The organism is Siphonobacter sp. BAB-5385, assembly GCF_002261125.1.
Lineage (GTDB): Bacteria > Bacteroidota > Bacteroidia > Cytophagales > Spirosomataceae > Siphonobacter.
On the sequence record NZ_NMPS01000252.1, the window covers coordinates 40,735 to 65,991 of the forward strand.

Sequence of the window (25,257 nt, forward strand, 5' to 3'; positions counted from 1 at the left end):
AACTGTAAACTGAAGACCGAAAACTGCAAACTGAAAAACTGAGATGCAACTTTCCGTAATCATTCCCACGTTCCGTCGGCCCGAACTACTGAAGCGGTGCCTGCAAGCGTTGACCAACCAGACCCTGGACCCATCAACGTACGAAATTTTAGTCGTCGATGATGGCAACGACATTTCTACGCGGGTGCAGGTCGTGAGTATCGCTGCTCACACCAACGTACGGATTCGGTATTATGGACAGCCCCAGCGTCGCGGACCTGCCGCTGCCCGAAACCGGGGCTGGCAGCAGGCCCGGTCGCCCTATGTCGCCTTTACTGATGACGACTGTATTCCCGATTCCAACTGGCTGAACGTACTACTCGATGCCTTTGCTCAGGGAGCCCAGGTGATTACGGGCCGGGTAGTCGTACCGCTTTCGGAAACTCCCACGGATTACGATCGCACGACGGCTCTGCTGGAAACGGCTGAGTTCGTTACGGCTAACTGTGCCTGTATCCGTTCGTTGCTGGAGCAGGTCGGTGGACTGGAAGAACAGTTCGATCGGGCCTGGCGGGAAGACAGTGACCTGCAATTCAAGTTTATCCAGCACGGCATTCCGATTGTGAAATCCAATCAGGCCGTGATTATCCATCCCATTCGACGTGCGAAATGGTGGGGTTGCCTGAAAGACGAAAGCAAAAACCGCTACGATGCCCTCCTGTACAAACGGCATCCCCAATTGTTCCGCGAACGCATTCCAACGTACGCTCCGCTGGTGCGATTATACTATACCCTTGTGGTGAGTTTTCTGCTGGGACTAGGGAGTGGAATGGCGGGAGCGGGTACGGTCAGCACTGGAGCTTTTGCGATCTGGGCTCTTGGAACGCTAATTCTGGTGAGCTGGCGATTGCGAAATACGGCTCAGCCCCTGCGGCATTTGCCTACTACGCTCGTGTCGGCTCTGGCGACGCCCTTTTTATCCATTTACTGGCGACTCTACGGAGCCGTTCAATACCGGGTTTTGTATGCCTGATATCCGTATCGTAATTGTCACCCGCGATAATGTAGAGGTTTTCGTACAAAGGCTGAACATTTTACTGCAAGGGCTCGAAGCCATAGTGGATCGAGAGGCCCGAAAAGATTGGCGGGAAGCTTTCAGAGGTACTTCAAAAATCTGGTTAAAGAGGCGGAAAATGCTGCAGATAATTGAAAGTAGATCCGTTTACTCGATTAAACGATGGACAAATTCACTTCCCTATTAAGATACACGCCCGAACGCATTGCCGTTTTTCGGGCTTTGAAAGTCGGCGACCTGCTTTGTGCCGTACCCGCCTTCCGAGCCCTTCGACGGGCTTTTCCAAACGCTCACATCAGTCTGATCAGCTTACCCTGGGCCGAAGAATTTGTGGGAAGGTACGCTGCTTATTTCGATGAATTTATTCCCTTTCCGGGTTATCCTGGTTTGCCCGAACAAGCCCTGAACGCTTCGCGTACAATAGCTTTTTTACAGGAAATACAGGGCCGGAACTTCGATGTCGTGCTACAAATGCAGGGCAACGGTACGATTGTCAATGCCCTGGTACTGTTGCTGGGAGCGAAAGCGACGGCGGGGTATTATCCGACGCAGCACGCCGAGCAATTTTGTCCGGACGAACGGTTGTTCATGCCTTATCCGCCGGACGAACACGAAGTAAAACGACACGTGCGATTGATGGAATTTCTCGGGATTCCGACGCAGGACTTTTCGCTGGAATTCCCGCTGACCAAAGCCGATGCCCGGCGGGCGGAAGCTCTGTCCGCATGGTCCGAAATAATTCAGCAACCATTCGTTTGTATCCACCCCGGTGGTATATCCGCCCGCCGCTGGCCCGCTTCACACTTTGCCAAAGCCGCTGATGCACTGGCGGCTCAGGGCTATACGGTAGTGCTGACGGGTACGCAGCCCGAAGAACAAACGGTGGAGGAAGTACGGCAGCAGATGCATTATCCGGCATTATCAGTAGCAGGAGCCACGGATCTGGGGAGTCTTGGTTGGGTCCTGCGAAAATCCTCGCTGTTGTTGAGTAACGATACGGGAGTAGCTCACCTGGCTGTTGCCTTGCAGGTACCCAGCGTAGTGATCTACACGACGTCCCGCCCCGAAGAATGGGGACCCCTGAATCCACAACGGCACCGGACGATACGCGAAGCCGAGGCAACCGACCCCGAGCGAGTGATTGAAGAGGCTATGAAGCTGTTGGCATATCAGGGGTTTGAGGTGTAAGGTTTGAGGGTTTAAAGTTTAAGTGTTTAAAGTTTAAGGTGTGAATTAAAGTTTAATGTTTGAGCGAACGACGCTGGGATTTGAAATGTAAGGTTGTTATGGGTTAAGGTTTGCGTAATCGATAGTAAACCATGCTTATTCGAACTTTGTACCTGAAACGCTAATTCAAACCTCAATCCTAATTCAAACTCAAAACCCTAAACCCTAAACCCTAAACCCTAAACTCAACCCTCTAAATCCCATCACCGATCAACCGACTACCTCGGCAAATACCGCATTCCAGTCCCGAACAAATCGTTCTTTGCCAAAACGGTCCTGAGCCAGTTTTCGGGCATTGGCTCCCATACGTCGGGCTTCTTCCGGATGATCGATCAGGAACTGCATGCGTTCAATGAGAATCTTGGGGTCATTGGAGATAAAGCCCTGAACGCCATCTTCAAGCACCGTAGGAATCTCGGTAGTCGCCAGAGCCACCACGGGCATCCCAATCGTCAGGGCCTCGACCACCGCCAGCGGCAGACTCGTATACCGCATGGGACTAAACAGGAATCGGTATTCCGCCACCCGCTGGTGCAGGTAGCGGTAATGAATTTCACCGAGACCGCCGATTTCATCGGACTTCATTCCAACGGTCGTCAGCGGTACCTGCTGCCGAATCTGTTCGAACAGATCAAAACCGACCATGCGACCACGCCGCTTGAATTCGTTGAGTACGGTAATCCCCTGCGAAAGATGACCGGAATACCGAAGGTCAGGGTCAATGGCAACGTTGTGTTCAATGACCCGCGTCGGTAGTTTGCCGCAATCCCACATCAGACGATTGAAATGCGTGACGTGTACCACCAGCACATTCGGATCGTCCATGGGATGTTTTGAAAAGACCGGATGGGGTTCGGGAGCATTGTGCTCCAGATAAATGCGGGGTAACTGCCGCTGGGTTTCCGTCAGGATTTCGTACTGATCGTGCTGATAGTTCTGAGGTGTCTGAAAAATAATCAGATCGAGGGGAAGGTGGCGTACTTCCTCGGCGGGAACTTCCCGAACGTAATTCGGCATCGTAGAATCCTTTCCCCGGCCCGCGTACCCTTCCGGAGAACCGACTTTCGTAGGAACGTACCAGTTATGTTCGGTCTGCGTAATAGCGGTTAAATAACTCCCATGAATGTGCCAGATTAAAATGTTTAACGGTCGCATGAAGTTGAGGTTGATGGATCGATACGTATAGGGAAGTAAATACAGCTGTAAAAAAGATGAACCACTTCGTAAAAGGTTAACTGAAAAGATAAAAGGTGATAAAATTGAATTACTACTAATAGATTGTAGTAGCTACTGAATTTAAGTTGAACAGGTATGGTATTGGTTTTTATTCAATTTTTGAACGGATGAATAGATTACCTATCAAACTGACTTATCTGAATGAAAATTATGCGGAATAAAGTTTGCCTTCTGGGTGGACTATTGCTGGCTTCTTTTACATTGAAAGCCCAGCAAACGATTTTTAATGTACCCTCCTCGGACATTACTCCTAAACGAAAAATTTTAGCTCAGCAACAAGTAGATTTTAGCCGGGAAGAATTTCGTTCATCGACAACCTTTAACTACGGGTTAGGGAAAAATTGGGAAGTAGGAGCTAACCTGTACAATCTTGAATATATGCCTCAGGAAGGTAGCTGGCTTCATAACGACACGACGACGCAGATGCCCTACGCCCCATTGGTACTTTTGAATGCCCAAAAGGTATTTGATCTGACCGACGAAATTCATGTGGGTTTGGGCGGGCATACGGGCTTAAACGTAGCCGCCGAGCATCATACAAAATGGCTTGGGTTTGCGTACGCCAACCTGGGTGGAAGCTTTCAGGATGACCGTTACAAGCTAGTATTGGGGACGTATACGGGTACCCGTCGGTACCTCGGTGATGGGGCCCTGGTAGGGGCACATCTGGGTTTTGATATTGGAATCATCAACCAGAAATTCCACGTATTGGGCGATTGGGCATCGGGTACGCATGAGTATGGACAACTGATTGTAGGAGCGGAAGTATACCTGACCAAACACTTGCCCCTGGCGATCGGTTGGCGACGGAATAACGAAAATGGTGACCAGGGAGTAGTGGTACAATTGACCTATACGCCAAAGTAAACGAAAGCTAATCTACTGACTTTGAAAATTTATTGATTATTGATTTAATGATCAGATAAATACTAATGTAATGTTCCATTGACATGTATATAATTTATGAATAAAAACTTCTAGTCGTAATTTAAACTAGGAATAAATAATTAGAATACAAGTTTTTCAAAATCCTTTCAATGAAAGTATAAAATGAATACTGTTATCATTGGATAATGGAATTAGAGTACTATTGTTTATTGCTTTTTTTAAATGTGTTGAGGGGATTGCTCAGTCGATTAGTAGGTATGGATTTTTCGCAATTAATAGATACTTATTTTAATACGCTGTTTCATCGAATACAGCCTTATTTATTATCCATTTTAACCTGAAACAGAATATGGTATTTCAACGAAAGTATTCCGTTGAGGAAACGATTAGTCCTCAGCCTAGCGGATCAGGTCAGGTCAATATTGGCTCTACCGAACGCATGATTTCTGCCTTTAGTGGAGCTTTGTTAACCTTCTACGCCATTCGTCGTCCGGTCAAACACTGGGCTCTGCTATCGGCGGGTGGCTATATGCTATATCGCGGCCTTTCGGGTTACTGCCCCATGAATCAGGCCGTGGGGCGTAATACGGCTGATAAGGAAATTGAACCCCTGCAAATCAGTCGAACAATAACCGTAAACCGACCCCGCTCGGAGGTATACGCTTTCTGGCGACAACTCGATAACCTGCCCCGGTTTATGCAGCATTTAGCGAGTGTAACCCCCATCGATGCCAAACGTTCCCATTGGGTAGCGGCGGTTCCCAAAGGTTTAGGGACTATCGAGTGGGATGCTGAAATACTGGAAGAAGTGGAAAATGAACGATTGCTCTGGCGTTCGGTAGCGGAAGCCACCGTCGATAATGCGGGAGAGGTTTACTTTAAAGATGCCCCCGGTGGACGGGGTACTGAAATTCACGCCATCATTCGGTATCAGGCACCAGCGGGTTACGCCGGGCAGGCCCTCGCTTCGCTGTTTAATCCTGCCTTTGGTCAGATGGTCAAAGAAGACCTGCGTCGCTTTAAAAATTTGCTTGAAACGGGCGAATTGCCGGTGAGTGAAGCCCAGTATTCCGGCCAACGTGTATCCGATAAAGCCGAACCATCTAAAAAGCAAGAAACCTATGAGAGCCCTGTGTTATAATGGAATCCGCGATCTGCGGGTCGAAAACGTCCCCGATCCGGGCATTATCAATCCCCACGACGCCATTATTCGCGTTACCCTGTCGTCGGTATGTGGTTCTGATCTGCACTTAATTAACGGCTACGTTCCCACGGTTCAGTCGGGCGATATTTTGGGTCATGAGTTCATCGGTGAAGTGGTGGAAACGGGTCCACAAGTCAAGAAACTTAAAAAAGGTGACCGTGTAGTCGTCGCTTCAGTGATTGCCTGTGGGGAATGCCAGCATTGTCAGGAACAGTCGTATTCACTTTGTGACAACACCAATCCGAATGCGTACATAGCCGAAAAATGTTCGGTGATTCCGGAGCAGCGATTTTCGGATACTCGCACGCTTTTGGTGGATATGCGGGGAGTCATGCCGAATACATTCGGGTACCCTTTGCCGAAAAAGGCTGTTTCGTAATCCCTGAAGGCATTGCCAACGATTCTGCCGTATTCTGTTCGGATGCTTTTCCTACGGGATTCATGGCGGCGGATATGGCCGATATAAAACCCGGCCAGGTCGTTGCCGTCTGGGGTTGCGGTGGGGTAGGACAGATGGCCATCCAGAGTGCTCGCCTGCTCGGAGCCGAACGAGTCATCGCGATTGACGGTCACGAAGAACGCCTCCGAACCGCTCAACTGATCGGGGGAGCTACCGATATTTTGAATTACAAAAAAGTAAACATTCAGGATGCCCTCAAAGAGCTAACCGGTGGCCGTGGCCCCGATGTCTGCATTGATGCGGTGGGTATGGAAGCCTTCGGCGAAGGGATCGGCTACTACTACGATCGGGCCAAACAATATGTACGCCTGGAAAACGACCGTCCGGTGGTACTGCGGGAAGCCATCATGGCCTGCCGCAAAGGAGGGACCGTTTCTATTGTGGGCGTCTACAGCGGTTTTGCCGACAAAATTCCGATGGGGGCGGCCATGAATAAAGCTCTGACGTTTAAGATGGGTCAGATGCACGCCCAGAAGTACATTCCACGATTACTCGAATACGTACGGGATGGTAAGGTAGACCCTTCCTACCTAATTACGCACCGGGTAGGACTGGAGCAGGGACAACAGGCCTATGACCTGTTCTACGAGAGTCGTGACCACTGTATGCGAGCCGTTTTGTTCCCTGAAACAGGTTGGATCGGCCATGATTCAGGGAGCATGGCCCATGCAATTCTTTCTAGAAACGACTAGCCGAATTTTTGAAAGCTTTAACTAAACTCCTAACTAAATCTATTGCTTATGCGTACGTTATCAGTAGCGGGTCCAACGTTTCTGACCGATAAACGGAAAGTTACAACTACGGGTGAATTTTCGCAGCAGGCGTCCGACTTGCTGTCCAGCACAGGTGAGTTTACAAAAGCAGCCGTCGTTGGCGATGATTCCTGGACGGACCTCTTAGTCGATATCCATACGGGCCAGTTATACGCCGTCTATGTGGCCGGGCAGGGTACCCCCTTTTATTCAGAGGTTCAATACGTTGAGCTGTCCCGCGAGGATGTACCCGAAGCCTGGGAGGCTGCCCAGAGCGGAACGGCCTCTTAAGTAATCCTGATTAATCATCCATCCCACTTTATCCAATAATGAGAATGAAAACCGTCATGCTTGTCACGGGTTTGCTGCTGAGCTTTACGCTACAGGCTCAAAAAAATCGTCAGGAGCGAACCGAATCTACCTATGATACTACCATGCGGGTAACCAACCGGAAGCCCGTAAAAATGGATCCTACCAAGGATATCGTACAAAACATCAATAACTCGCACCTGTTTTACAGTTTCATGACTGCCATCCGGGGCGTAGGACTGGTCCAGACTTTGCAGGGACCGGGACCATTTACAGTATTCGCTCCCACCGATTCGGCTTTTCAGGGAGCCTCTCAAGTTCATCCTTTAATGGAAGACGATAATCACGGACAAGAGCTTAAGAAAATCATGTCTTTACACATTGTACCGGGTAAATGGACGGTACGTAGTTTGCAGGAAGCTTTGAAGAAAGGAAACGGTCAAGTCGCCCTGGTGACGTTGGACGGAGAGAAAATTATGGTCGTACAAAAAGGTAAACAACTGGCCATTCAGGATCGGAAAGGAACGTTGGCGTATTTGAGTCCGAAGGAGGAGCTACAGAAAAATGGTGTCGTTCACATGGTGAATTCAATTTTAAGACCCTGAACAAAGCCGTGTACAGAACATTCGTTTGTAAATGCTGAATTCTGATCAAACCAATCAATTCACCAGCTCTTCGTGCTCAAATGAATTGATATATGTTAGAATTTACGCCAAGTCAACGCTCACTTTCTCCAGAAAGTGAGCGTTTTCGTTAAAATTAAGCCTTAAGTATTTCGCTACAGCAAACATATTTTTATCGGAATGGTTATTCTCGTTGGGTAGAGATGCCCTTGTTTGGATAAACTAAACGAATTCTATTGTAAATTTACCAGACCTTATCCAGTGCTTTCTATGGACGTACGGTTCGCCTTTCTTAAATCGTATATAAACCCCGGTATGTGCTTAAGGCTCTATTATTTTGATTTAAAACAGTTTCGTTGGATATGATTCTTCTTGTGGATGATAGGCCTGAAAATATTCTTCCCCTCAAAAAGATCCTCGAACTGCATGAATTTTCCGTTGATACTGCAGTATCAGGAGAAGAGGCACTCAGAAAAGTCCTGAATCAGAGCTATTCAGTTATTATTCTGGATGTCCAAATGCCGGGTATGGATGGTTTTGAGGTGGCTCAGGCCGTTGCCGGATACAGTAAGGCGAAGGATACGTCCATTATTTTCCTCTCCGCAGTTAACAAAGAAAAGGAGTTCATTGCCAAGGGCTATACGTCTGGTGGAATGGATTACCTCACCAAACCCGTAGATCCCGATATTCTGCTACTCAAAGTCAAAACGCTCAATCGTTTGTACGAACAGCAGCAGGAATTAAGGGCCATTCAAAGTTCGCTGCTTACTGAAATCGAAGTGCGGAAACAGGCTCAGGAAGAACTCGCCGAACGCATGCAGGAGCTACGCTCGACGCTTGAGTCATTGCCCCAGATGGCCTTTACCGTTACGGGTGAGGGACAAATCGAATTCGTTAATGAACACTGGTTTCATTACTCGTCCGATTCGGGGACCTTTCCGGAAACGCATCCGGATGATGTCGCCTGGGAAGCCTGGAATCAGCAGCGAAATACAGGCGTTGAATTTACCTGCGAAGTGCGTTTAAAAGAGCTTCAATCAGAGGAATGCCGCTATCACCTGCTACGCATTACACCCATCAAGCGACAAGGCATCATCGTTCGCTGGGTGGGTACGCTGACCGATATTCATCAGCAAAAATTAGCAGCTGAATTATTGGAACAAAAAGTTGAATCGCGGACAAAAGAGCTGCTCATTAAAAATGTTGAACTGGAACGTACGAACCACGAATTACAACAATTTGCCTGGGTAGTTTCGCATGATTTAAAAGAACCGCTACGAAAAATTCAGATCTTTAATGACGTTATTAAAGAAAAATATCTGAAAGAAAACCAGGAAGCAGTGGCTTATCTGGAGCGTTCGATTCATTCCTCCGCCCGGATGTCACGCCTGATTAATGACGTATTGGAGTACTCCCAGCTTTCCGTATCGGCTGCCTTTCAGCCTACGAATTTAAATACGCTTATTCAGGAGCTGTTAAATGATTTTGAAGAAATTATTCGTAGCAAACAGGCTACTTTATTCATTGAAGAATTACCGGTAATTGATACCATTCCCAGTCGTATCCGACAGGTTTTTCAAAATCTGATTAGTAATGCTTTAAAATTTACGGCTGCGGGAAAACCACCCGTTATTCAGATACGGGCAGAACGAATTGAGGAGAAAAGTGTCGAAAGTAAAGTTTCTTCAAGCGGCGACTATTGCCGGATCGTCGTGGAGGATAATGGCATTGGGTTCGATGAAAAATTTCTGCAGCGTATTTTTATCATCTTCCAGCGGTTAAACGATCAAAGTAGTTACGAAGGTACCGGTATTGGTTTGGCAATTGCCAAGAAAACATGGACAAACATAACGGACTTATTTCCGCGAAAAGCCGACCAAACGAAGGTGCTAGTTTCATTTTGATTTTACCCATACATCAGACCAGCGAAACGCCGGAATCCCTATAATCGTTACCATGCCTAAAACAACGCATTCCGTAATACGACAATTGCAGGTCGTATTTTCCATTTCTACGGTATTACTGCTCATTAGTTTAGCGGCTTCTTTCTACAGTATTCAGGGGTTAATCGATAACTCGAAACTAGTCAATCATACCAATCAGGTGATTTTAGAGTCGGAGAATATCATCTCGTACATGAAAGACGCTGAAACCGGACAACGCGGTTTTCTGCTAACGCTGGATTCGGATTATCTGAATCCTTACAACGGAGCTTATGAGAAAGTCAATGCTACGTATGTCAAGTTAAAAGAGCTGACTCAGGAGAACGTAGCCCAGCAACAGAGTCTGAATCAGGTAAAGGAACTTTATACGGCCAAGTTCGACCAGATGCAGAAGATCATCAATCGGGCTCGGCGGGCTAAATACATGACGCGTGACACGGCCCAGCAAAACGAGGAAATGGCGGTTGGTAAGAAGATTATGGACAATCTTCGGGTTTCGGTAGAGCGTATTAAAAAGTACGAAACATCCATTCTGCAGAGTCGAATCGAGAAACAGCAATTCTACATCAATTTCACCCCTGTTTTATTAGGAATTGCTGCCATTATTTCAACGTTAATTACAGCCTATGCTTACGGTCGGATTAAAAAAGATTTAGACAATCGCCTGGTACAACAGCAATTGGCTCAGCAGCAATACGATGAATCGGTTCGGCGAATTGTTGCGATGGAAGGCGTGGCCGCCAGGATCTCCGCGGGAGATTATTCTATCCGTAGCGAGGACGAAAAAGAGGATGAACTCGGCCGGATTTCCAAAGCTCTAAACGGTATGGTAGAGTCTCTGGAAACTACCTTTAATGATCTGCAACGCCGGGATTGGCTACAAACCGGAGCAGTTGAACTAAGTACGGCCATTGCGGGCGAGCGTAATTTTAAAACGCTGGCTTCCCGTATGATTGAGACGATTACTAACTACGTTAAAGCTCCCGTAGGAACGGTATACTTCATTGATACCAGCTCTAAATTTAGTCTGGCGAGCAGTCAGGCCGTAGTAGAAGTACCGGAATTTGTATACATGGGTCAGGGGATTTTAGGACAGGCGATTGAGCAGAAAAAAATAAAAGTAATCGAAGATTTACCCACCGATTATCTACCTATCACTTCTTCCTTAGGAACGGCTCCAATTCAGGCCTTAGTCGTACTGCCTTTGCTTTACGCAGGAAGTTGTATTGGGGTGATTGAACTTGGATTTTTACAAAAGCCCAGTGAATTAGAACTGGAATTTTTAAGAAGCAATCAGGATGATCTGGCCATAGCTACGAACGCGGCTTTGGATTATATTAAATTGCAGAACTTCTTGGAGGAAACGCAGGCTCAGTCCGAAGAATTGCAGGCTCAACATAACGAACTTGAAAACCTCAATGCGGAGCTGGAAGCACAGGCTCAGAAGCTGCAGGCTTCGGAAGAAGAATTGCGGGTACAGCAGGAAGAATTACTGCAAACCAACACGGAATTAGAGGAGCGAAGTGTCTTGCTGGAAGAAAAGAACGACGAAATCCAGAAGAAGGCGGAAGAACTGGAATTAACGACTCGTTATAAATCGGAGTTTCTGGCGAATATGTCGCACGAGTTGCGTACCCCGCTCAACTCCATTCTTTTATTAAGTCGATTACTGGCCGAAAATTCTGAAGACAATTTATCGAACGACCAGATTGAATACGCGAAGGTCATTCAGTCTTCGGGCAATGGATTACTGGGGCTGATTGATGAGATTCTGGACCTGTCTAAAATTGAAGCAGGGCAGATGAAACTCGAATATTTGAATGTGGCTATCTCGGATATTCTGGAAGAACTCCGGGCCTTGTTTACGCCACTGGCGAAAGAAAAAAATCTGGAGTTTGCTATTGAAGTAGAACCCAATATTCCTAGCGTCATCGAAACAGACCGGATGCGACTGGGTCAGATTCTGAAAAATCTACTCTCGAATGCCATCAAGTTTACCGCCACGGGTTCGGTATCGATTATCGTGAAGAATGATGCGGAACGGCCCGGCATGATTGACTTTGTGGTGAAGGATACGGGTATTGGCATTCCTCGGGAGAAACAACAACTCATTTTTGAAGCCTTTCAGCAAGCTGATGGCTCTACGAAACGCAAGTATGGTGGAACGGGACTGGGATTATCGATCAGCCGCGAATTAGTGAAACTGCTGGGTGGAGAGTTGGTACTGGCTAGTGAAGCCAATCAGGGCAGTGAGTTCACGGTTCGGATTCCCGTTTCAAACGTGTATGCCCTTACGGTACATGAGCCCGTGGTACAAATCGTATCGCGGAAAGCCGAAGCAGAAACGCCAGCACCGATTCCGGTGAAAGAAGAGTCACCGCAGTTTATTAGCTCATCCATTCCCGAAAGTATTCCCGATGATCGGCAAAGTATTAAGGAAGATGATAAGAGCATACTGATTATCGAGGACGATACTGCTTTTGCCAAGTCCCTGCTGGAATACGCCCGGCGAAAAGGATACAAAGGAATTGTATCCGTTCGTGGGGATGAAGGATTGAAACTAGCCAGCCATTACAAGCCCATGGGCATTCTCCTAGATATTCAGTTGCCCGTCATGAGCGGCTGGGAGGTCATGGATGCGTTGAAGGCTAATCCGCAAACGCGTCACATCCCGGTACACATCATGTCGTCTCACAAGCTGAAAAACGAGAGCCTGATGAAAGGGGCTGTAGACTTCGTGGACAAGCCTATGGCTTACGAACAGATGCATGAGGTATTCAAGAAAATCGAGTATGTATTGAACCGGAATCCGAAGAAGGTACTCATCATTGAAGACAACCCCAAGCATGCGAAAGCCCTGGCGTACTTCCTGGAAACGTTCAATATTAATTCTGAACTGAAAAGCGATATTTCCCAGGGCGTTGAAGCGTTAAAACGAAACGAAGTCGACTGCGTCATCCTGGACATGGGCATTCCGGATACGAAATCCTACGAAATGCTCGAAGCAGCCAAGCGTAACCCGGGACTGGAGAACTTCCCAATCATTATTTTTACGGGGAAGAGCCTGTCCATGTCGGAAGAATTACGCATCAAAAAGTACGCAGATTCAATCATCGTCAAAACGGCCCATTCCTACCAGCGGATGCTCGACGAAGTGTCGCTATTCCTGCATTTGGTGGAAGACCAAAAACAGTCGGCTCAGGCCACGGGAGGTCCTAAAAAACTGGGTGAATTGAGTCAGATTTTGCATAACAAAACCGTACTGGTAGCCGATGATGATATTCGGAATATTTTCTCGCTGTCGAAAGCCCTGGAGAATTATAAAATGAACGTCATTACGGCCTTGGATGGTAAGGAAGCACTGGAGAAATTACAGGAAAATCCGACGATCGATGTGGTGCTGCTGGACATGATGATGCCGCAAATGGACGGGTACGAAACAGCCCGTAAAATTCGCGAAAATTACCAGTGGAAAGACTTGCCGGTCATTGCCGTTACGGCTAAAGCCATGACGGGCGATCGGGAGAAATGCATTCAGGCGGGAGCCTCTGATTATATCACCAAACCCGTGGATGTCGATCAGTTGCTGTCGTTGTTACGGGTCTGGTTGTACGAACGATCTTAAGGGTATCGGCTGGAACGATTTTGTTTTCTAACGAAGCATTCGCTATGGGTAAAAAACGCGTATTGATCATCGATGATGATGCCAAAAATATCTTTGCACTAACGGCTACCTTACGGTCCAAATCCTACGAATGCGTGTCGCGTATGAGTGCTCAGGAGGCCCTGGATTTACTGCGAACGGATGAACTCATTGATGCCATCTTAATAGACATGATGATGCCCGAAATGGATGGATACGAGGCTATGCCCCTGATACAGGCAATCGAACATCGACGGAATACGCCGATTTTTGCCGTAACGGCTCAGGCGATGGTGGGGGATCGGGAAAAATGCCTGCGTGCCGGAGCGACAGAATATATTTCTAAACCGATTGATGTAGACCGCTTATTAGCTCTGCTGGATCGGGTGTAACCGGATAGAGTATGATGATTGAAGAGGATGAAATAACTATTTTGTTGAGTGATTTATTTGAATTATACGGATACGATTTTACGAATTATTCAAAAGCTTCTCTCAAACGACGAATCTTACGGCTGTGTTCGTTAGACAAGTTTCCCAGCTTTGCGGAACTTCGCTACCGAATCAAGTCCGATCCTACTTACCTGCAACGATTTGTGGAAGAAATTACGGTTAATGTAACCGAAATGTTCCGCGATCCTCAGTTTTATAAAACGCTGCGAACCGAGGTATTACCCAGCCTGGGTTCGAAGCCTTTTCTCCGAATCTGGCACGCGGGTTGTTCGACGGGCGAAGAGGTGTATTCCATGGCGATTTTGCTGAAAGAGCTGAATCTTCTGCACAAATCTTTACTATACGCCACTGATCTCAATCCAACGGTACTTGAAAAAGCCCGTAAGGGAATTTTTCCGTTACCGCACCTGAAACTATACTCCGAAAACTACATTGCATCGGGAGGAATTCATGACTTTTCTTCGTACTATACCGCTCATTACGGACAGGTAAAATTCAGGGAAGAACTGAGTGAAAAGATGATCTTTTCCACCCATAACTTGGTGTCGGATCGTTCGTTTAATGAATTTGATTTAATTCTTTGCCGGAACGTCTTAATCTACTTCGATAAAGACTTGCAGGAGACGGTGTTACGCCTCTTTGATGAAAGTCTGGGATCGCTGGGGTATCTGGCTCTGGGCTCCAAGGAAACGCTGAAGTTTTCAAGCGTTGCTGCCCAGTACCGGCAGTTGAACCGAGAGAAAATATGGCGGAAAATTTATTAACTCCTGCGTATAAGCTCGTCGTCATTGGCGGATCAATGGGCAGCATTGATGCGTTGATGAAGCTATTGCCCAATGTAAAGGTTCCCATATCCTTTGCTCTGATCATCGTATTGCATCGGAAAAGTTCGGTGGATTCCACGCTGGCCGATTTGTTTGCGACCCGAACCCGCATTCCTATTCGCGAAGTAGAGGATAAGGACGTACTGGAAAAAGGGAATATTTACATTGCTCCAGCGGACTACCACCTGCTGATCGAACAGGAAATGATCTTTGCCCTGGATGCTTCGGAGAAAGTGAACTACAGTCGGCCTTCCCTCGATGTAACCTTCGAATCCGCAGCGGATACCTTTGGTTCGGCAACGGTGGGCGTGCTGCTTTCCGGGGCGAATGCTGACGGTACGGCTGGGCTGACGGCCATTAAAAAAGCGGGTGGCCTGACCATTGCCCAGCATCCGGAAACCGCACAGGCTCCATTTATGCCCCAGCACGCCATTACGCATACGGTCATTGATTACATTTTCTCGATGGACGAACTGGCTGCTTACCTCAATTCCCTCGGCTAGGCAGAGCAAACACATTCATGAAAAAATCAGGCACTACCGGAGAACTAGCCCGGAAAAGTTTCCGCATATTCGTCCCGTAAACTTTTCTTTCTTTTCGTATGCGTACCCTTTGTACTCTTCTCCTGTTTTGTGTGTGGTTGGGTAAGGCTGAACGTAGCCAGGCCGCCAAAGTAGACACTGTCAATACCTACAGTGCCTCCATGAAAAAATCGATTAAAGCAGTCGTGATTACGCCGGACGCGTATACCGCCGGGAAAGCCTTTCCGACGGTATACCTGTTGCATGGCTACAGCGGTAATTACAGCGACTGGGCCAAGAAAATGCCCACCATCGGGCAATGGGCTGATGCCTACCAGCAAATCATCGTGTGTCCAGATGGACAATTTTCGAGCTGGTATTTCGATAGCCCCGTGGATCCATCGTATAAGTACGAAACGTACGTAGCTACTGAATTAGTTAACTGGATTGATGAACATTACAAAACGCTAAAAGACCGTCAACACCGGGGTATTACGGGTCTGAGTATGGGTGGTCACGGAGCGTTGTATCTGGCCTTTCGGCATCAGGACGTGTTCGGTGTAGCGGGTAGTATGAGTGGCGGGGTCGATTTCAGGCCCTTTCCCAATAACTGGGACATTGCCAAACGCTTAGGCACCTACGCTCAGGCTCCTGAAAAATGGGAGCAAAACACCGTCATTAATCTGGTGCATCTGCTGACGCCAAATTCCCTAGCACTGATTATCGACTGTGGAAGTGAAGATTTCTTTTACCGGGTAAACTGTAATCTGCACGACAAACTGCTGGAGCGGAACATTCCCCATGACTTCATTAGTCGTCCCGGTGGTCACAATTGGCCGTACTGGAGCAATGCCCTGCCGTATCAGTTACTCTACATGCGGACGTACTTTGATCGGCAGAAGTAAGAACCCTGATAACAAAAAAAACACCGGTGATGAGCCGGTGTTTTCGTTTCTGGAAAGCTAGTTTTCGTATACTTTCCGAAGGCGTTTGATCTTTTTGAGCCGGGCCTTGGCTTCGCGTTTGATTTGCTTTTTCTGAGCCGTATCCGCCAGCGAAGGGTCAACGTAACCCACGCGGCGAATCAGCAGATAGCTCGCGTAGTTATAGGCAATAAACAAGCCTACTAAAATCAGCAGGCTTTGATTCGTCGTGATGGAATGACGAATGAGCAGGAAAAAGCCCGTTAAACTAATGGTCAACCCACAAAGGGCACAAGTGGCCTGAAAGTGGCTGAGTCCCTGAGCCAGCAGAATGTGGTGCGTATGGTTTTTATCCGGAGTAAACGGAGAACGACCGTCCATGATCCGAATGATAAACACGCGAAGTGTATCGAAAATCGGTACGACCAGTACGACGATTGCCAGAATAGGGGCATCGAGAATGGCTCCGGCTCCCGTATTCAAGTGAATAAACTTAACGGCAAATAGCGTCAATACAAAGCCCAGAATCAACGAGCCCGTATCACCCATGAAAATCTTACTGGTCCGGGAAAAGTTAAAGCGTATAAACCCGAGTAAAGACCCCGATAGAGAAGCCGCCAGAATGGCCAGCGGATACTGGGCATTCAACAGGAACCAGGATCCAAAAATCATCGAAGCAATCAATCCAATGCCGCCCGCTAGACCATCAATCCCATCAATCAAATTGATCGCATTTGTAAGGGCAATGAAGATAAAGACCGTGAGTAATACGCTAATCAGGTAAGGAATCTGGTGAATACCCAAAATTCCAAAGAAATCGTTGATTCGTAAATCCGCACCAATGATGACCAGAGCCGAGGCGAAAATCTGGGCCAGCATCTTTTTCATGGGAGCAATCACCAGAATATCATCTTTAACTCCCGTGAAAAACAGGATAATAATACCGGCAATGGCTAAGTGATGCAGATGTGTCTCACCGTCGGGCTGCCAGAGAAAGTAGCCGATCATGGTACCGGCAAAAATGGCAATACCACCCAGCGTGGGCGTTCTGTTGGAGTGAGCACTCCGGGCTTCGGGTTCCTTCATCAGGTTACGGAGCCGGGAAATGTTTATAATGACTGGAATTGCTTCAACCGTAAGCCAACATGCGGCAAGGAGGGAAATGATGACCTGAACAAATGCTTCGTTCAGGAATTGACGTAACGCTGTTATCATACCGTTTGACTCAATACAGTTGGTTCGATCAAGTATGGCGGGTGGGCTCTGCCAGGTACTTCTACTAGGGACTTCACCAAAAATCTGTTAAAACTACTAATCAAAACGTAGCCTTTCACCATTTGTCTAGATTTATAACGTATAAAGTTGATAAAAGCTGACAAAGGGCTGCCCATCGGTAACAAACCTACCAAAGATATACCGAGCGGCAATACATACGTCTGGACACTTACTCAATGACCCGGGTGCGTACTTTTGCGGCTGGATTTCCCCGATAAATCCCATACGCTTCCAGATTAGTCGTTGCTACCGAGCCTACCGCTAACATGGCATGGGAAAAACAGGTGACTCCCGGGCATACAATCGACTTGGCACCAATCCACACGCCAGCTTCGAGGGTGATGGGGGCGGTCATCAGGTCAAAGCGGGAGGATTTGTAATTATGATTGCCACAAAGTAACATGGCTCCCTGCGACAGACAGGCATTGGAACCGATGCGAACCTGTACCAGATTGTCGATCCATACTTCTTCGCCAATCCAGACGTAATCGCCTACTTCCAAAAGCCAGGGGAACTTAATATTCACACTGGGTTTGATCATAACCCCGGTACCAATCGTTGCACCAAACTTACGTAAGATCCAGATTTTCAGACTTACCGGTATGGGCCAGTTACTGGCGAATAGCAAGGCATTGATTACAAACCAGAGACGATTCCGCCAGCTTTTGCTGGAATACTGCGGCAGTTGCTGGTAACGGGACAGATCAACGCTTCCCGAGTACGTCTTTTCCATATTCGGTTAGAAAAAATTGAGCGATGCCTTCCTTCGAGGTCCCCGCCCGGTGATATACTTCAAAAATTTTGGCGTCGACCAGAAATCGGTACCAGAAGCCCTGTAAAAAGTGCCAGACGATTCCACGTTTGCCGTCCAGAAATCCCATCTTGAAGAAGTACCGAAACAGGAAGTACAGGAAGGGTCGTGTAAACAGGGGCAGACTGGCGTATTTGATCTTCAGGTAACGTTTCCGCTGTTCCTGCGTACCAAAGAGTTTAGGAGTGACGATTTCGACGTTTCCGAAATCATACTTTACATTGAGCAGATCAATGGCTTCCCGAATGGCGTACAGGTTATGTTTCTGCGTCCACCAGGTCAGGTTATTCAGGTTATGATCGACGAGGTCGTGATCCATCCGGGCCGTTTCTCCTTCGGAAAGCTTAATGTGTTCGTCCATCCATAGTTCTTCGCAGTGACCTTTTCCACTCCGCCAGATTCGCAGGAGCCAGGTTGGATAATAGCCGCCGTAACGAATCCACTGATCCATAAACATGACCCGCCTTTTGATGTACAGACCCGAAACCGAGGCGGGAAGCGTCGGCAGGGTTTGCCGGATTTCCTGAGCAAGTTCGGGCAAAATGTATTCGTCGGCATCCATCCGCATCAGCCACTGCGTCTGATATGGGCAGTGCTGAATACCAAAGTTGAACTGGTTGGCATAATTAACCCAGGGATTCTGAATCACCCGTGCACCCAGCGAAGTCGCCAGAGCAACGGTACGATCCGTCGATCCGGAGTCGACGATGAAAATTTTATCCGTGACGAGCAACAGGCTTTTCAAACAACGTTCAATGTGTTTTTCTTCATTGAATGTCAGTAATATGACCGTCAGATCCGGAACGGTAGGAGACAGGGGTGACGGAGTAGGGGTCATGGAAAAAAGGATACAACTACAGAATAGATTCGAAGGCCCGATATAACCGGGTAGCAACCTTTTTAATGTCGGCTACGTCACGGGCAAAAGTCTGACCTTTAGCGGCCAGTTGCAAACGATACACCGGATCGTCGATCAGGCGTCGCAGGCCGCGTTCTACATCGCTTACGTCGTGCGTGACCAGCTCAGCAGCGTGGTTTTGTTTGAGTAAATGACCAAAGCCAATCCGGTCGGTAGTCAGTACTGCCGTGCCGCAAACCATTGCTTCCAGAGCCGCCAGTGAAAAACTTTCCGAATACGTGGGCAGAGCAAAAACGTCAGCGTCTACAATAGCTTCGAGTTTATCGGTACCCGTCAGCATGCCGGTCAGAATGATTTGCTGGCTCAGTTGATGTTTTTGAATAAAATCAGTAACGTAGGACAGGTAGCCATCATCCGGACCCGTAATGCACAAACGGGCTTCGGGATAGGTTTTAAGCAGATTTTGGAAGGCCGGTAGTAGTAGATTCAGTCCCTTCTTGACATTGATGCGGCTCAGAAAAAGTATGAGCGGTGCCTGCTCGGCAATGCCAAATTTCTTCCGAAAAATACCTTTTGCCGGTAACTGATCATAATCGGAAAGAAGCATCCCGTTGTTAATCATCACCACATGCGGGTGCGTATGCCCAAGGTAACGCTTCAGATCTTCCTCTTCATCGGGATTATGTACCTGAATCAGATCGCACTGAGCCACGTATTTTCGCTGAAAAAGAGCGGAAATGAGCTGTTTCTTCCAGCCCGATTTTTGCATCGCCCAGCGGTCAAGCGTACCGTGGACGGTGAATACTTTCTTCGCTTTCGACCGTACCCAGAAAGGCACCCAACCCGCAAAGTGAAAGGGGCCGTGGATGTGAACAATGTCGTATTCGTGGGCATGTTGCCGGTAGTAGCGGTACAATTCAGGCGAAAACTCGGGAATAAACCGGGCCAGCCAATGCCGTTTGGTTGTAACGACTTTCGCTCCTTCGGGAATGATATAGAGCCGTTCTCCTTCCGACAAAGGCGTAAGAATGGTGACTTCGGCTCCCAACTGAATCTGTACGTTGGTATGATCATAAATCACTTTCGCCGGTCCACCAATTTCCCAGGAATACCCACACAGATTTAATATTTTCATGAATTCGCTGCTGATAAAATTCGTTGGTAACCCTGCCAGATTTCCTTGGCTACCCGCGTGATGTTAAACGGTGCAATCAGTTGCAGGGAGTGTTGACCCATGCGGGTCCGGTCGGCATCGTTTTGCTGAACGAAAGACTGCATCAGAGAGGCTAGTTCGCGTTCGTTGCGGGGGTCAAACGTATAACCGTTTTTCCCTTCCTGCACCAGATCATTCACACAACCGCATTGGGACGAAACCAGAACGGGAAGCCCGCAAACCATTGCTTCGTTCACAACCAGTCCCCAGGGTTCAAAGTAACTGGGTAAAATCAGGGCATCCGCTAAAGCCAGGTACGCTGGAATCCGGTCCCACGGTTGTCCACCCATCCAGCGAACGCCCGCCTGATTTTCTACCTCAGATCGCATTGGGCCATCACCCACAATGAGTAATTCCCACTCGTGAGCCTGCGGTTCATTCGCCTTCAGCCACGCAAAGGCCTTCAGCAAGGTGGGAAGATTTTTCTCCTCGGCCAACCGGCCTACGAAAACAAACTGATGCGGGGCCAGTCCCTGCGTTTGACGTAAGTCTTCCCGCTGGGCGTAGGCCTGCGTATAAACCGATTGAATCACCGCCTCGTTTACTACGGCTGCGTGTTGCGTTAGCAGTTGCCGGGGCTGAGCTCCCAGACGCATTACGTACTGAGCGGAAGAAGAGCCAAAATTGATGAAGCCGTCGAACTGACGAATGATGTACTCCTTGATTTGTTCTTTGATACCCGCCCGGGAGCCATCTTTTTCGCTGGATTCATTGCTTAAAACCAGAGCAATTCCCCGTAGTCGGCAGTACATCATGACAACCCAGTACGCAGGGTCGTAATAGCCGGATAAATTGACCACATCAGGTTTGAAACGGCGAATGGACCGTACTAACCCCTGCACTTTTTTAGCCAGGGTGAGCGTATGCAAGGGACCTTCGTGGAGCAATTCGTAGGGGTAGTCATGGATAATGGCACCGGCTTTACCCAGCTGCTGGTATTTGCTTTCCGACTCGGCCAGTTGCACGACCAGAAACGCCGATTGGGACGGGCACTGACGAGCCAATTCTGAAAACAAAGCTGCCTTGTAATGAGACCACAAAATGTTATGAACTACAAGTACTCGCATACGTTAAGCAACAGGAGCCAGTTTCTGGGCTTTGGGTACGGGCTTCGCGTCCGCGACATCTTTTTCAAAGTTCATGAAGCGGGCCATTAATAAGAATGGATAAATGAAAGTAGTATCATTCGGTTGTCCCTGTGAGAATACCGAAACCGTAATGGGAATGAATACAAAGCCTAAGAAAGTCGAAAAAGGACTGATAACCGATCGTATACTTTTGTAACACTCCTTGACAATTTCGATGACAGATTTACCGAAGAAATAAATACCGGCGAGTCCGTAATTGTACATCGATTCAAGAATGGGGAAGTCCATATAAATAGCCCGGTAGCCATTGCCCAGAATTAATGAAAGCGGATTATAGAATAACGTATTCTTGAATGTATTAAACGAAATAACCCGTTGTAAAGCGGAATAATCGGCTACTTCATCCGCATCCGCACCCTGCACACTGGTTTCAAAAACGTCCAGAAATTTCTGGAAAAACGTTTCCGATATACCAATCAGCAGGTTTATAAAATCCATCCGGCTGATTTTGTAAATGACGTAATAAACGACAACCAGCAGGATGATCAGGTTGCCGGGCTTAAAGACAGTACTGGCAATTCGCTTTAAATTACTGAGCTTGAAGTGAAAAAAAAGCAGTACGCCCAGCGACAATAGAACGGAGAGTAGCGTAGAACGACTTTGCGTCAAGATTACCGTTACCAGCGAAGCGAAAAAGTTAACCAGAGCCAGTAATTTGTAAAGAATATTCTCTTTCGTAAGGAATAATAAGATGGCCGAGCCAATAACGCCAAAGAACCCATTACGGGCAAACACGTGCGGATTGCCGCCGTATTCATCATCAAAATAAATGGAAGCCCGGGCTCCCACAACGTAAAAGGGGTTGGTAAGCAGGGAATAAAAGAGCCCTAGGTTTCCCAGAAATATAAATAAAATAAAGACGGGCAAGGCGTGATCTTTTACTTCATCCGGCGTACTAATGAGCAGGAAACAAAAAGCAAAAGACATCGCGTAGTTAATCAACTCGCGGGAGAGCGAACTACCACCCGGGTTGATGATAAACAGATAAAAAATACAAAGACCAATCCAGCCCAGAACGGGTACCGCAATCTTTTGATTAAGACTATAATACTTTCTGAAAAGGGTCTTGGGAATCATCAGCAACAGGCCCAACGCCAGACAGATGGCCGTAAAAACGGACGACTGGGGAGCTAATTTGAGTCCATCCCGTAGGAAGAAAATGATGGGATAGCCCATGGAGAATAAGGCAATCCCCAAAGCCATCCTCTTGTATTGGAAACCTTCAAACAGGCTTTTAAACATTGCTTCTTACGCTTTAGGGGTAAACCGGAGTCTATAAAAGAAATAGCCTAAATCACCACTGGTCAGAAATAAAAAGAATTTACGGAATCGGATGACTTTTTGTAGCATACGCTCGGGAAACGAAGGCCGTATCGTCTGGGAATATTTATGTTTGATTTGCTCGTGTTCGGATAAGCCAACCGTAAAAATGGTTGAACTTTTAGCTAATTCATGTTGACGAAAACAGCCCCAGAAATCATTAACCAAACGGAATTTAATTTCCGAATGCGTACCCCAGCGGGTACAAATTTCGTAATCAAAAGCAAAGCGGTAATTTTCGTCAAAGTAGCCGTACTTCGTTAATAAGTCCCGCTTGAAAATCATGCACTGGTTAAAGACCTGCATCCCCTCGTACACCTGAGCCTGCATCCAGAAGGGAATCTGCTTTTTGTGTTCAAAAACCCGGTCTTCGCCATCAATCATCAACAGATGACCATAGAATACTGAATCTTCGGGATGATTTCGGATCGCTTTGGCTACGTTCAATAACGCATTGGGAGCAAAAACGTCATCGGAATTCTGGAAAGTAACCCAATCGCCGGTTGCTTTTTTAAAGCCGGCGTTAATGGCTGCGGTTTGTCCGCCATCCTTTGCACTAACCCAATGGGCAATGTACTTTTCGTATTTCTTGATTACTTCAACACTGCCATCCGTGGAACCACCATCCATGATGATGAATTCCAGATTGGGATAGTTCTGATTGAGTATACTTAAAATGGTTTTTTCCAGGAACTCCGCCTGATTATACGAAGGCGTAATGACACTTATTTTCGGATAATTCTGATCTTTATTCAGGAGAACCTGCTCATCAAAGGAAGCTTTGCTGACAAATTCTTTTATAGCATTCTCTTTAAAAAATCCCATATACTCGGTTGATCATAAGGTTAAATCGTATACCCTTCCTGCTGAAAAAACGGCCGCCAGAAGTTGAGATCGTATTTCTCCCAGGCATGGCAGCCAAAGGGTAACTGTGATTGAGTTAATTCGTACCCGTAGTCCGGAAATTGCTCGAAAGCAAAGGAGATGGCCTGTCGGGGTGTGGGTAAATGCATGAGTGGTCTGAAAACAACTAGGCGAGTCGAATGCAGCGAAAAAAGCATGTCTTCATTGCCGGGCCACTGACCGTACAGACGTTGGTACGCCTTGATTAATTGTATCGAAGCCTGCACCTTCCGTAAGGAAAGCCCTCCGTTCAACAAGGGCTTCTTCAGGTCCGTCAGCGAACGCGGAGCGGCATGCGGTGCCAGCAAGGGAGCTCCTACGTAATCGTAACCTTTCTGACACCAGCTGGCCAGTTCATCACTGAATACGAAGGCATCGAGCTGATAGATGAGTATGTATTCGTAGGCGGCGAAAGCCTGATAAAAATCCGTTTGGGTCAATAGTAAATTATAAGCGTCAATTCCTTTGAAATAAGCGTCCGCAAACGACACAAAATGAAAGTCCGAATACCACTCGTTCAGGTACGTCAAATCCAGCGATTCGGGCTTTACAATAACGATGGGATACTGACTTAATTTCCTCAGGCATTGTTGTAAAGCTATTTTTTCGTATGCGTTCAGGTCAGAACGATACATGGGAATAACAACGGCTACCGATGCGGACATACCTACCAATTAGATTACTCAAACAGGTCGCCTAAAAAGGGCAACCACCAATCTTTACTACTGTACCGATACCGGCCCTGAATACACTCGCCAAGCACCCTAGGCAGGCGTTTCAGCCGCGACTGGGGCAGGGTAGCCCGTACCTTAAAATGTTTTTGCCGTTCAATCAGCTGAGCCAGCTTTTCGCGGGGGATGTCGTTTCGGGCCTGTAGCAAGCCATACAGCGTCTGATAGTTGGCTGCTTTTTCCCGGAGTGGAGCCAGTTTAAGGGTACGGTCTCTGGAAAAACGGCTTTTCAAGGTGACTTTCTTCTTCTTTTGCCCGAAGCCAACCTGTTGGGTGGAATGTTTTCGGTAGAAGAGCAGTTCGTCGGCAATGAAGCCGATTTTATCCTGCAGCGACAGCACCAGAGCGATCCAGGCATCGTGGATTAATTCCTTGTACGCCACCGGGAACGGTGAAACCCGGGCCAGGATGGAACGGCGAATCGCTAGGGTCGCTCCGGTCACCACATAACCTCCAAACAAAATATCATAAGCCTGACCCGTGGACCAGCGTTGCTGAGCGTCGGCATCAAATTCAATCTCAGCCCAGATGGTTCTATCGACGGGCTGTGAATCATCGTCGATAATCTGGGCATTCGTAAATACGGCGTCCATTTCCGGATGCTGCTCCAGATACGCTACCTGCCGGGCTACTTTGGTTTCGTGCCAAAGGTCATCCTGATCACAACAGAAAATGACGTCGCCCGTGCATAAATTCATACACTTTTCGAAATTCTTCGTTGACCCTAAATTGCTGGGATTAACGTGAATATGTACGGGAAAAGAAACGGTAGCCGCAAAGGTTTCCAGCAGTTGAATAGTAGTATCCTGCGACCGATCATCGCACACTACCAGTTCATGAATGGGAAGTGTCTGACGCCGGATACTTTCCAATTGTTCGGGTAAATACCGGGAACCATTGTAAGTACACATCGCCACTGAAACTTTCATACAGACAAA

Annotated in this window: 24 protein-coding genes; 14 read left to right on the forward strand and 10 right to left on the reverse strand. The window is 47.5% G+C overall.

Features of this window, described 5'->3' with window-relative positions; genetic code table 11:
* Positions 1-43 precede the first annotated feature (43 nt).
* Positions 44-1,012, forward strand: coding sequence for a glycosyltransferase family 2 protein (locus tag BWI93_RS26450; RefSeq protein ID WP_094816940.1), 969 nt, complete (start codon positions 44-46; stop codon positions 1,010-1,012).
* A 204-nt stretch (positions 1,013-1,216) separates the two neighbouring features.
* Positions 1,217-2,242: a glycosyltransferase family 9 protein gene (locus tag BWI93_RS26460; protein WP_094816942.1), complete on the forward strand. Its 1,026-nt coding sequence runs from the start codon at positions 1,217-1,219 to the stop codon at positions 2,240-2,242.
* Between the two features lie 249 nt (positions 2,243-2,491).
* Here the strand turns inward: BWI93_RS26460 and BWI93_RS26465 are convergent, their stop codons facing one another.
* Positions 2,492-3,436, reverse strand: coding sequence for a glycosyltransferase (locus BWI93_RS26465; RefSeq protein ID WP_094816943.1), 945 nt, complete (start codon positions 3,434-3,436; stop codon positions 2,492-2,494).
* A 231-nt stretch (positions 3,437-3,667) separates the two neighbouring features.
* Here BWI93_RS26465 and BWI93_RS26470 point away from each other — a divergent pair, with 231 nt between their 5' ends.
* The 12 genes from BWI93_RS26470 to BWI93_RS26520 all read left to right on the forward strand — a co-directional run bounded on the left by BWI93_RS26470 (position 3,668) and on the right by BWI93_RS26520 (position 16,041).
* The gene (locus tag BWI93_RS26470; protein ID WP_094816994.1) at positions 3,668-4,384 is read left to right on the forward strand and encodes a hypothetical protein; all 717 of its coding nucleotides are present in this window, start codon (positions 3,668-3,670) and stop codon (positions 4,382-4,384) included.
* A gap of 370 nt (positions 4,385-4,754) precedes the next feature.
* A complete protein-coding gene (locus BWI93_RS26475; RefSeq protein ID WP_094816944.1) occupies positions 4,755-5,546 on the forward strand; it encodes an SRPBCC family protein in 792 nt (263 codons plus the stop codon).
* Positions 5,527-5,988: an alcohol dehydrogenase catalytic domain-containing protein gene (locus tag BWI93_RS29260; RefSeq protein WP_255158086.1), complete on the forward strand. Its 462-nt coding sequence runs from the start codon at positions 5,527-5,529 to the stop codon at positions 5,986-5,988. The genes BWI93_RS26475 and BWI93_RS29260 overlap by 20 nt, the downstream gene beginning before the upstream one ends.
* Positions 5,874-6,761 carry a zinc-binding dehydrogenase gene (locus BWI93_RS26480; protein WP_255158087.1) on the forward strand — a complete coding sequence of 296 codons (888 nt, stop codon included), beginning with the start codon at positions 5,874-5,876 and terminating at the stop codon, positions 6,759-6,761. Before BWI93_RS29260 ends, BWI93_RS26480 begins: the two co-directional genes overlap by 115 nt.
* A 48-nt stretch (positions 6,762-6,809) precedes the next feature.
* Positions 6,810-7,112, forward strand: coding sequence for a hypothetical protein (locus BWI93_RS26485; RefSeq protein WP_094816945.1), 303 nt, complete (start codon positions 6,810-6,812; stop codon positions 7,110-7,112).
* 44 nt (positions 7,113-7,156) lie between these two features.
* Complete coding sequence (locus BWI93_RS26490; protein WP_176454349.1) at positions 7,157-7,735, forward strand: fasciclin domain-containing protein; 579 nt, start codon at positions 7,157-7,159, stop codon at positions 7,733-7,735.
* A 380-nt stretch (positions 7,736-8,115) separates the two neighbouring features.
* Positions 8,116-9,657: a response regulator gene (locus BWI93_RS26495; protein WP_369679230.1), complete on the forward strand. Its 1,542-nt coding sequence runs from the start codon at positions 8,116-8,118 to the stop codon at positions 9,655-9,657.
* Positions 9,658-9,709: 52 nt separating this feature from the next.
* Positions 9,710-13,321: a response regulator gene (locus tag BWI93_RS26500; RefSeq protein WP_094816947.1), complete on the forward strand. Its 3,612-nt coding sequence runs from the start codon at positions 9,710-9,712 to the stop codon at positions 13,319-13,321.
* A 44-nt stretch (positions 13,322-13,365) separates the two neighbouring features.
* A complete protein-coding gene (locus tag BWI93_RS26505) occupies positions 13,366-13,731 on the forward strand; it encodes a response regulator (RefSeq protein ID WP_094816948.1) in 366 nt (121 codons plus the stop codon).
* 14 nt (positions 13,732-13,745) lie between these two features.
* Complete coding sequence (locus BWI93_RS26510) at positions 13,746-14,555, forward strand: protein-glutamate O-methyltransferase CheR (protein WP_094816995.1); 810 nt, start codon at positions 13,746-13,748, stop codon at positions 14,553-14,555.
* Positions 14,537-15,118, forward strand: a complete 582-nt coding sequence (locus BWI93_RS26515) for a chemotaxis protein CheB (protein WP_094816949.1) — start codon at positions 14,537-14,539, stop codon at positions 15,116-15,118. The genes BWI93_RS26510 and BWI93_RS26515 overlap by 19 nt, the downstream gene beginning before the upstream one ends.
* Positions 15,119-15,216: 98 nt before the next feature.
* Positions 15,217-16,041, forward strand: coding sequence for an alpha/beta hydrolase family protein (locus tag BWI93_RS26520; RefSeq protein ID WP_094816950.1), 825 nt, complete (start codon positions 15,217-15,219; stop codon positions 16,039-16,041).
* Between the two features lie 57 nt (positions 16,042-16,098).
* On the opposite strand, the gene BWI93_RS26525 is transcribed toward BWI93_RS26520, so the two are convergent.
* The 9 genes from BWI93_RS26525 to BWI93_RS26565 form a co-directional block, all read right to left on the reverse strand.
* Positions 16,099-17,274, reverse strand: coding sequence for an MraY family glycosyltransferase (locus BWI93_RS26525; protein WP_094816951.1), 1,176 nt, complete (start codon positions 17,272-17,274; stop codon positions 16,099-16,101).
* 229 nt (positions 17,275-17,503) lie between these two features.
* A complete protein-coding gene (locus tag BWI93_RS26530) occupies positions 17,504-18,067 on the reverse strand; it encodes a WcaF family extracellular polysaccharide biosynthesis acetyltransferase (RefSeq protein ID WP_094816952.1) in 564 nt (187 codons plus the stop codon).
* On the reverse strand, positions 18,039-18,983 hold the full coding sequence (locus BWI93_RS26535) for a glycosyltransferase family 2 protein (RefSeq protein WP_094816953.1): 945 nt from the start codon (positions 18,981-18,983) through the stop codon (positions 18,039-18,041). The genes BWI93_RS26530 and BWI93_RS26535 overlap by 29 nt, the downstream gene beginning before the upstream one ends.
* Before the next feature lie 16 nt (positions 18,984-18,999).
* Positions 19,000-20,139, reverse strand: a complete 1,140-nt coding sequence (locus tag BWI93_RS26540) for a glycosyltransferase (RefSeq protein WP_094816954.1) — start codon at positions 20,137-20,139, stop codon at positions 19,000-19,002.
* Complete coding sequence (locus BWI93_RS26545) at positions 20,136-21,284, reverse strand: glycosyltransferase family 4 protein (protein WP_094816955.1); 1,149 nt, start codon at positions 21,282-21,284, stop codon at positions 20,136-20,138. The genes BWI93_RS26540 and BWI93_RS26545 overlap by 4 nt, the downstream gene beginning before the upstream one ends.
* A 3-nt stretch (positions 21,285-21,287) precedes the next feature.
* Positions 21,288-22,607: a hypothetical protein gene (locus BWI93_RS26550; protein WP_094816956.1), complete on the reverse strand. Its 1,320-nt coding sequence runs from the start codon at positions 22,605-22,607 to the stop codon at positions 21,288-21,290.
* A gap of 6 nt (positions 22,608-22,613) precedes the next feature.
* Entirely contained in the window at positions 22,614-23,510 is an 897-nt protein-coding gene (locus tag BWI93_RS26555) for a glycosyltransferase family 2 protein (RefSeq protein ID WP_094816957.1), read from the reverse strand.
* A gap of 20 nt (positions 23,511-23,530) precedes the next feature.
* Entirely contained in the window at positions 23,531-24,253 is a 723-nt protein-coding gene (locus tag BWI93_RS26560) for a DUF5672 family protein (RefSeq protein ID WP_094816958.1), read from the reverse strand.
* 14 nt (positions 24,254-24,267) lie between these two features.
* Entirely contained in the window at positions 24,268-25,248 is a 981-nt protein-coding gene (locus tag BWI93_RS26565; RefSeq protein ID WP_094816959.1) for a glycosyltransferase family 2 protein, read from the reverse strand.
* Between the last annotated feature and the right edge of the window lie 9 nt (positions 25,249-25,257).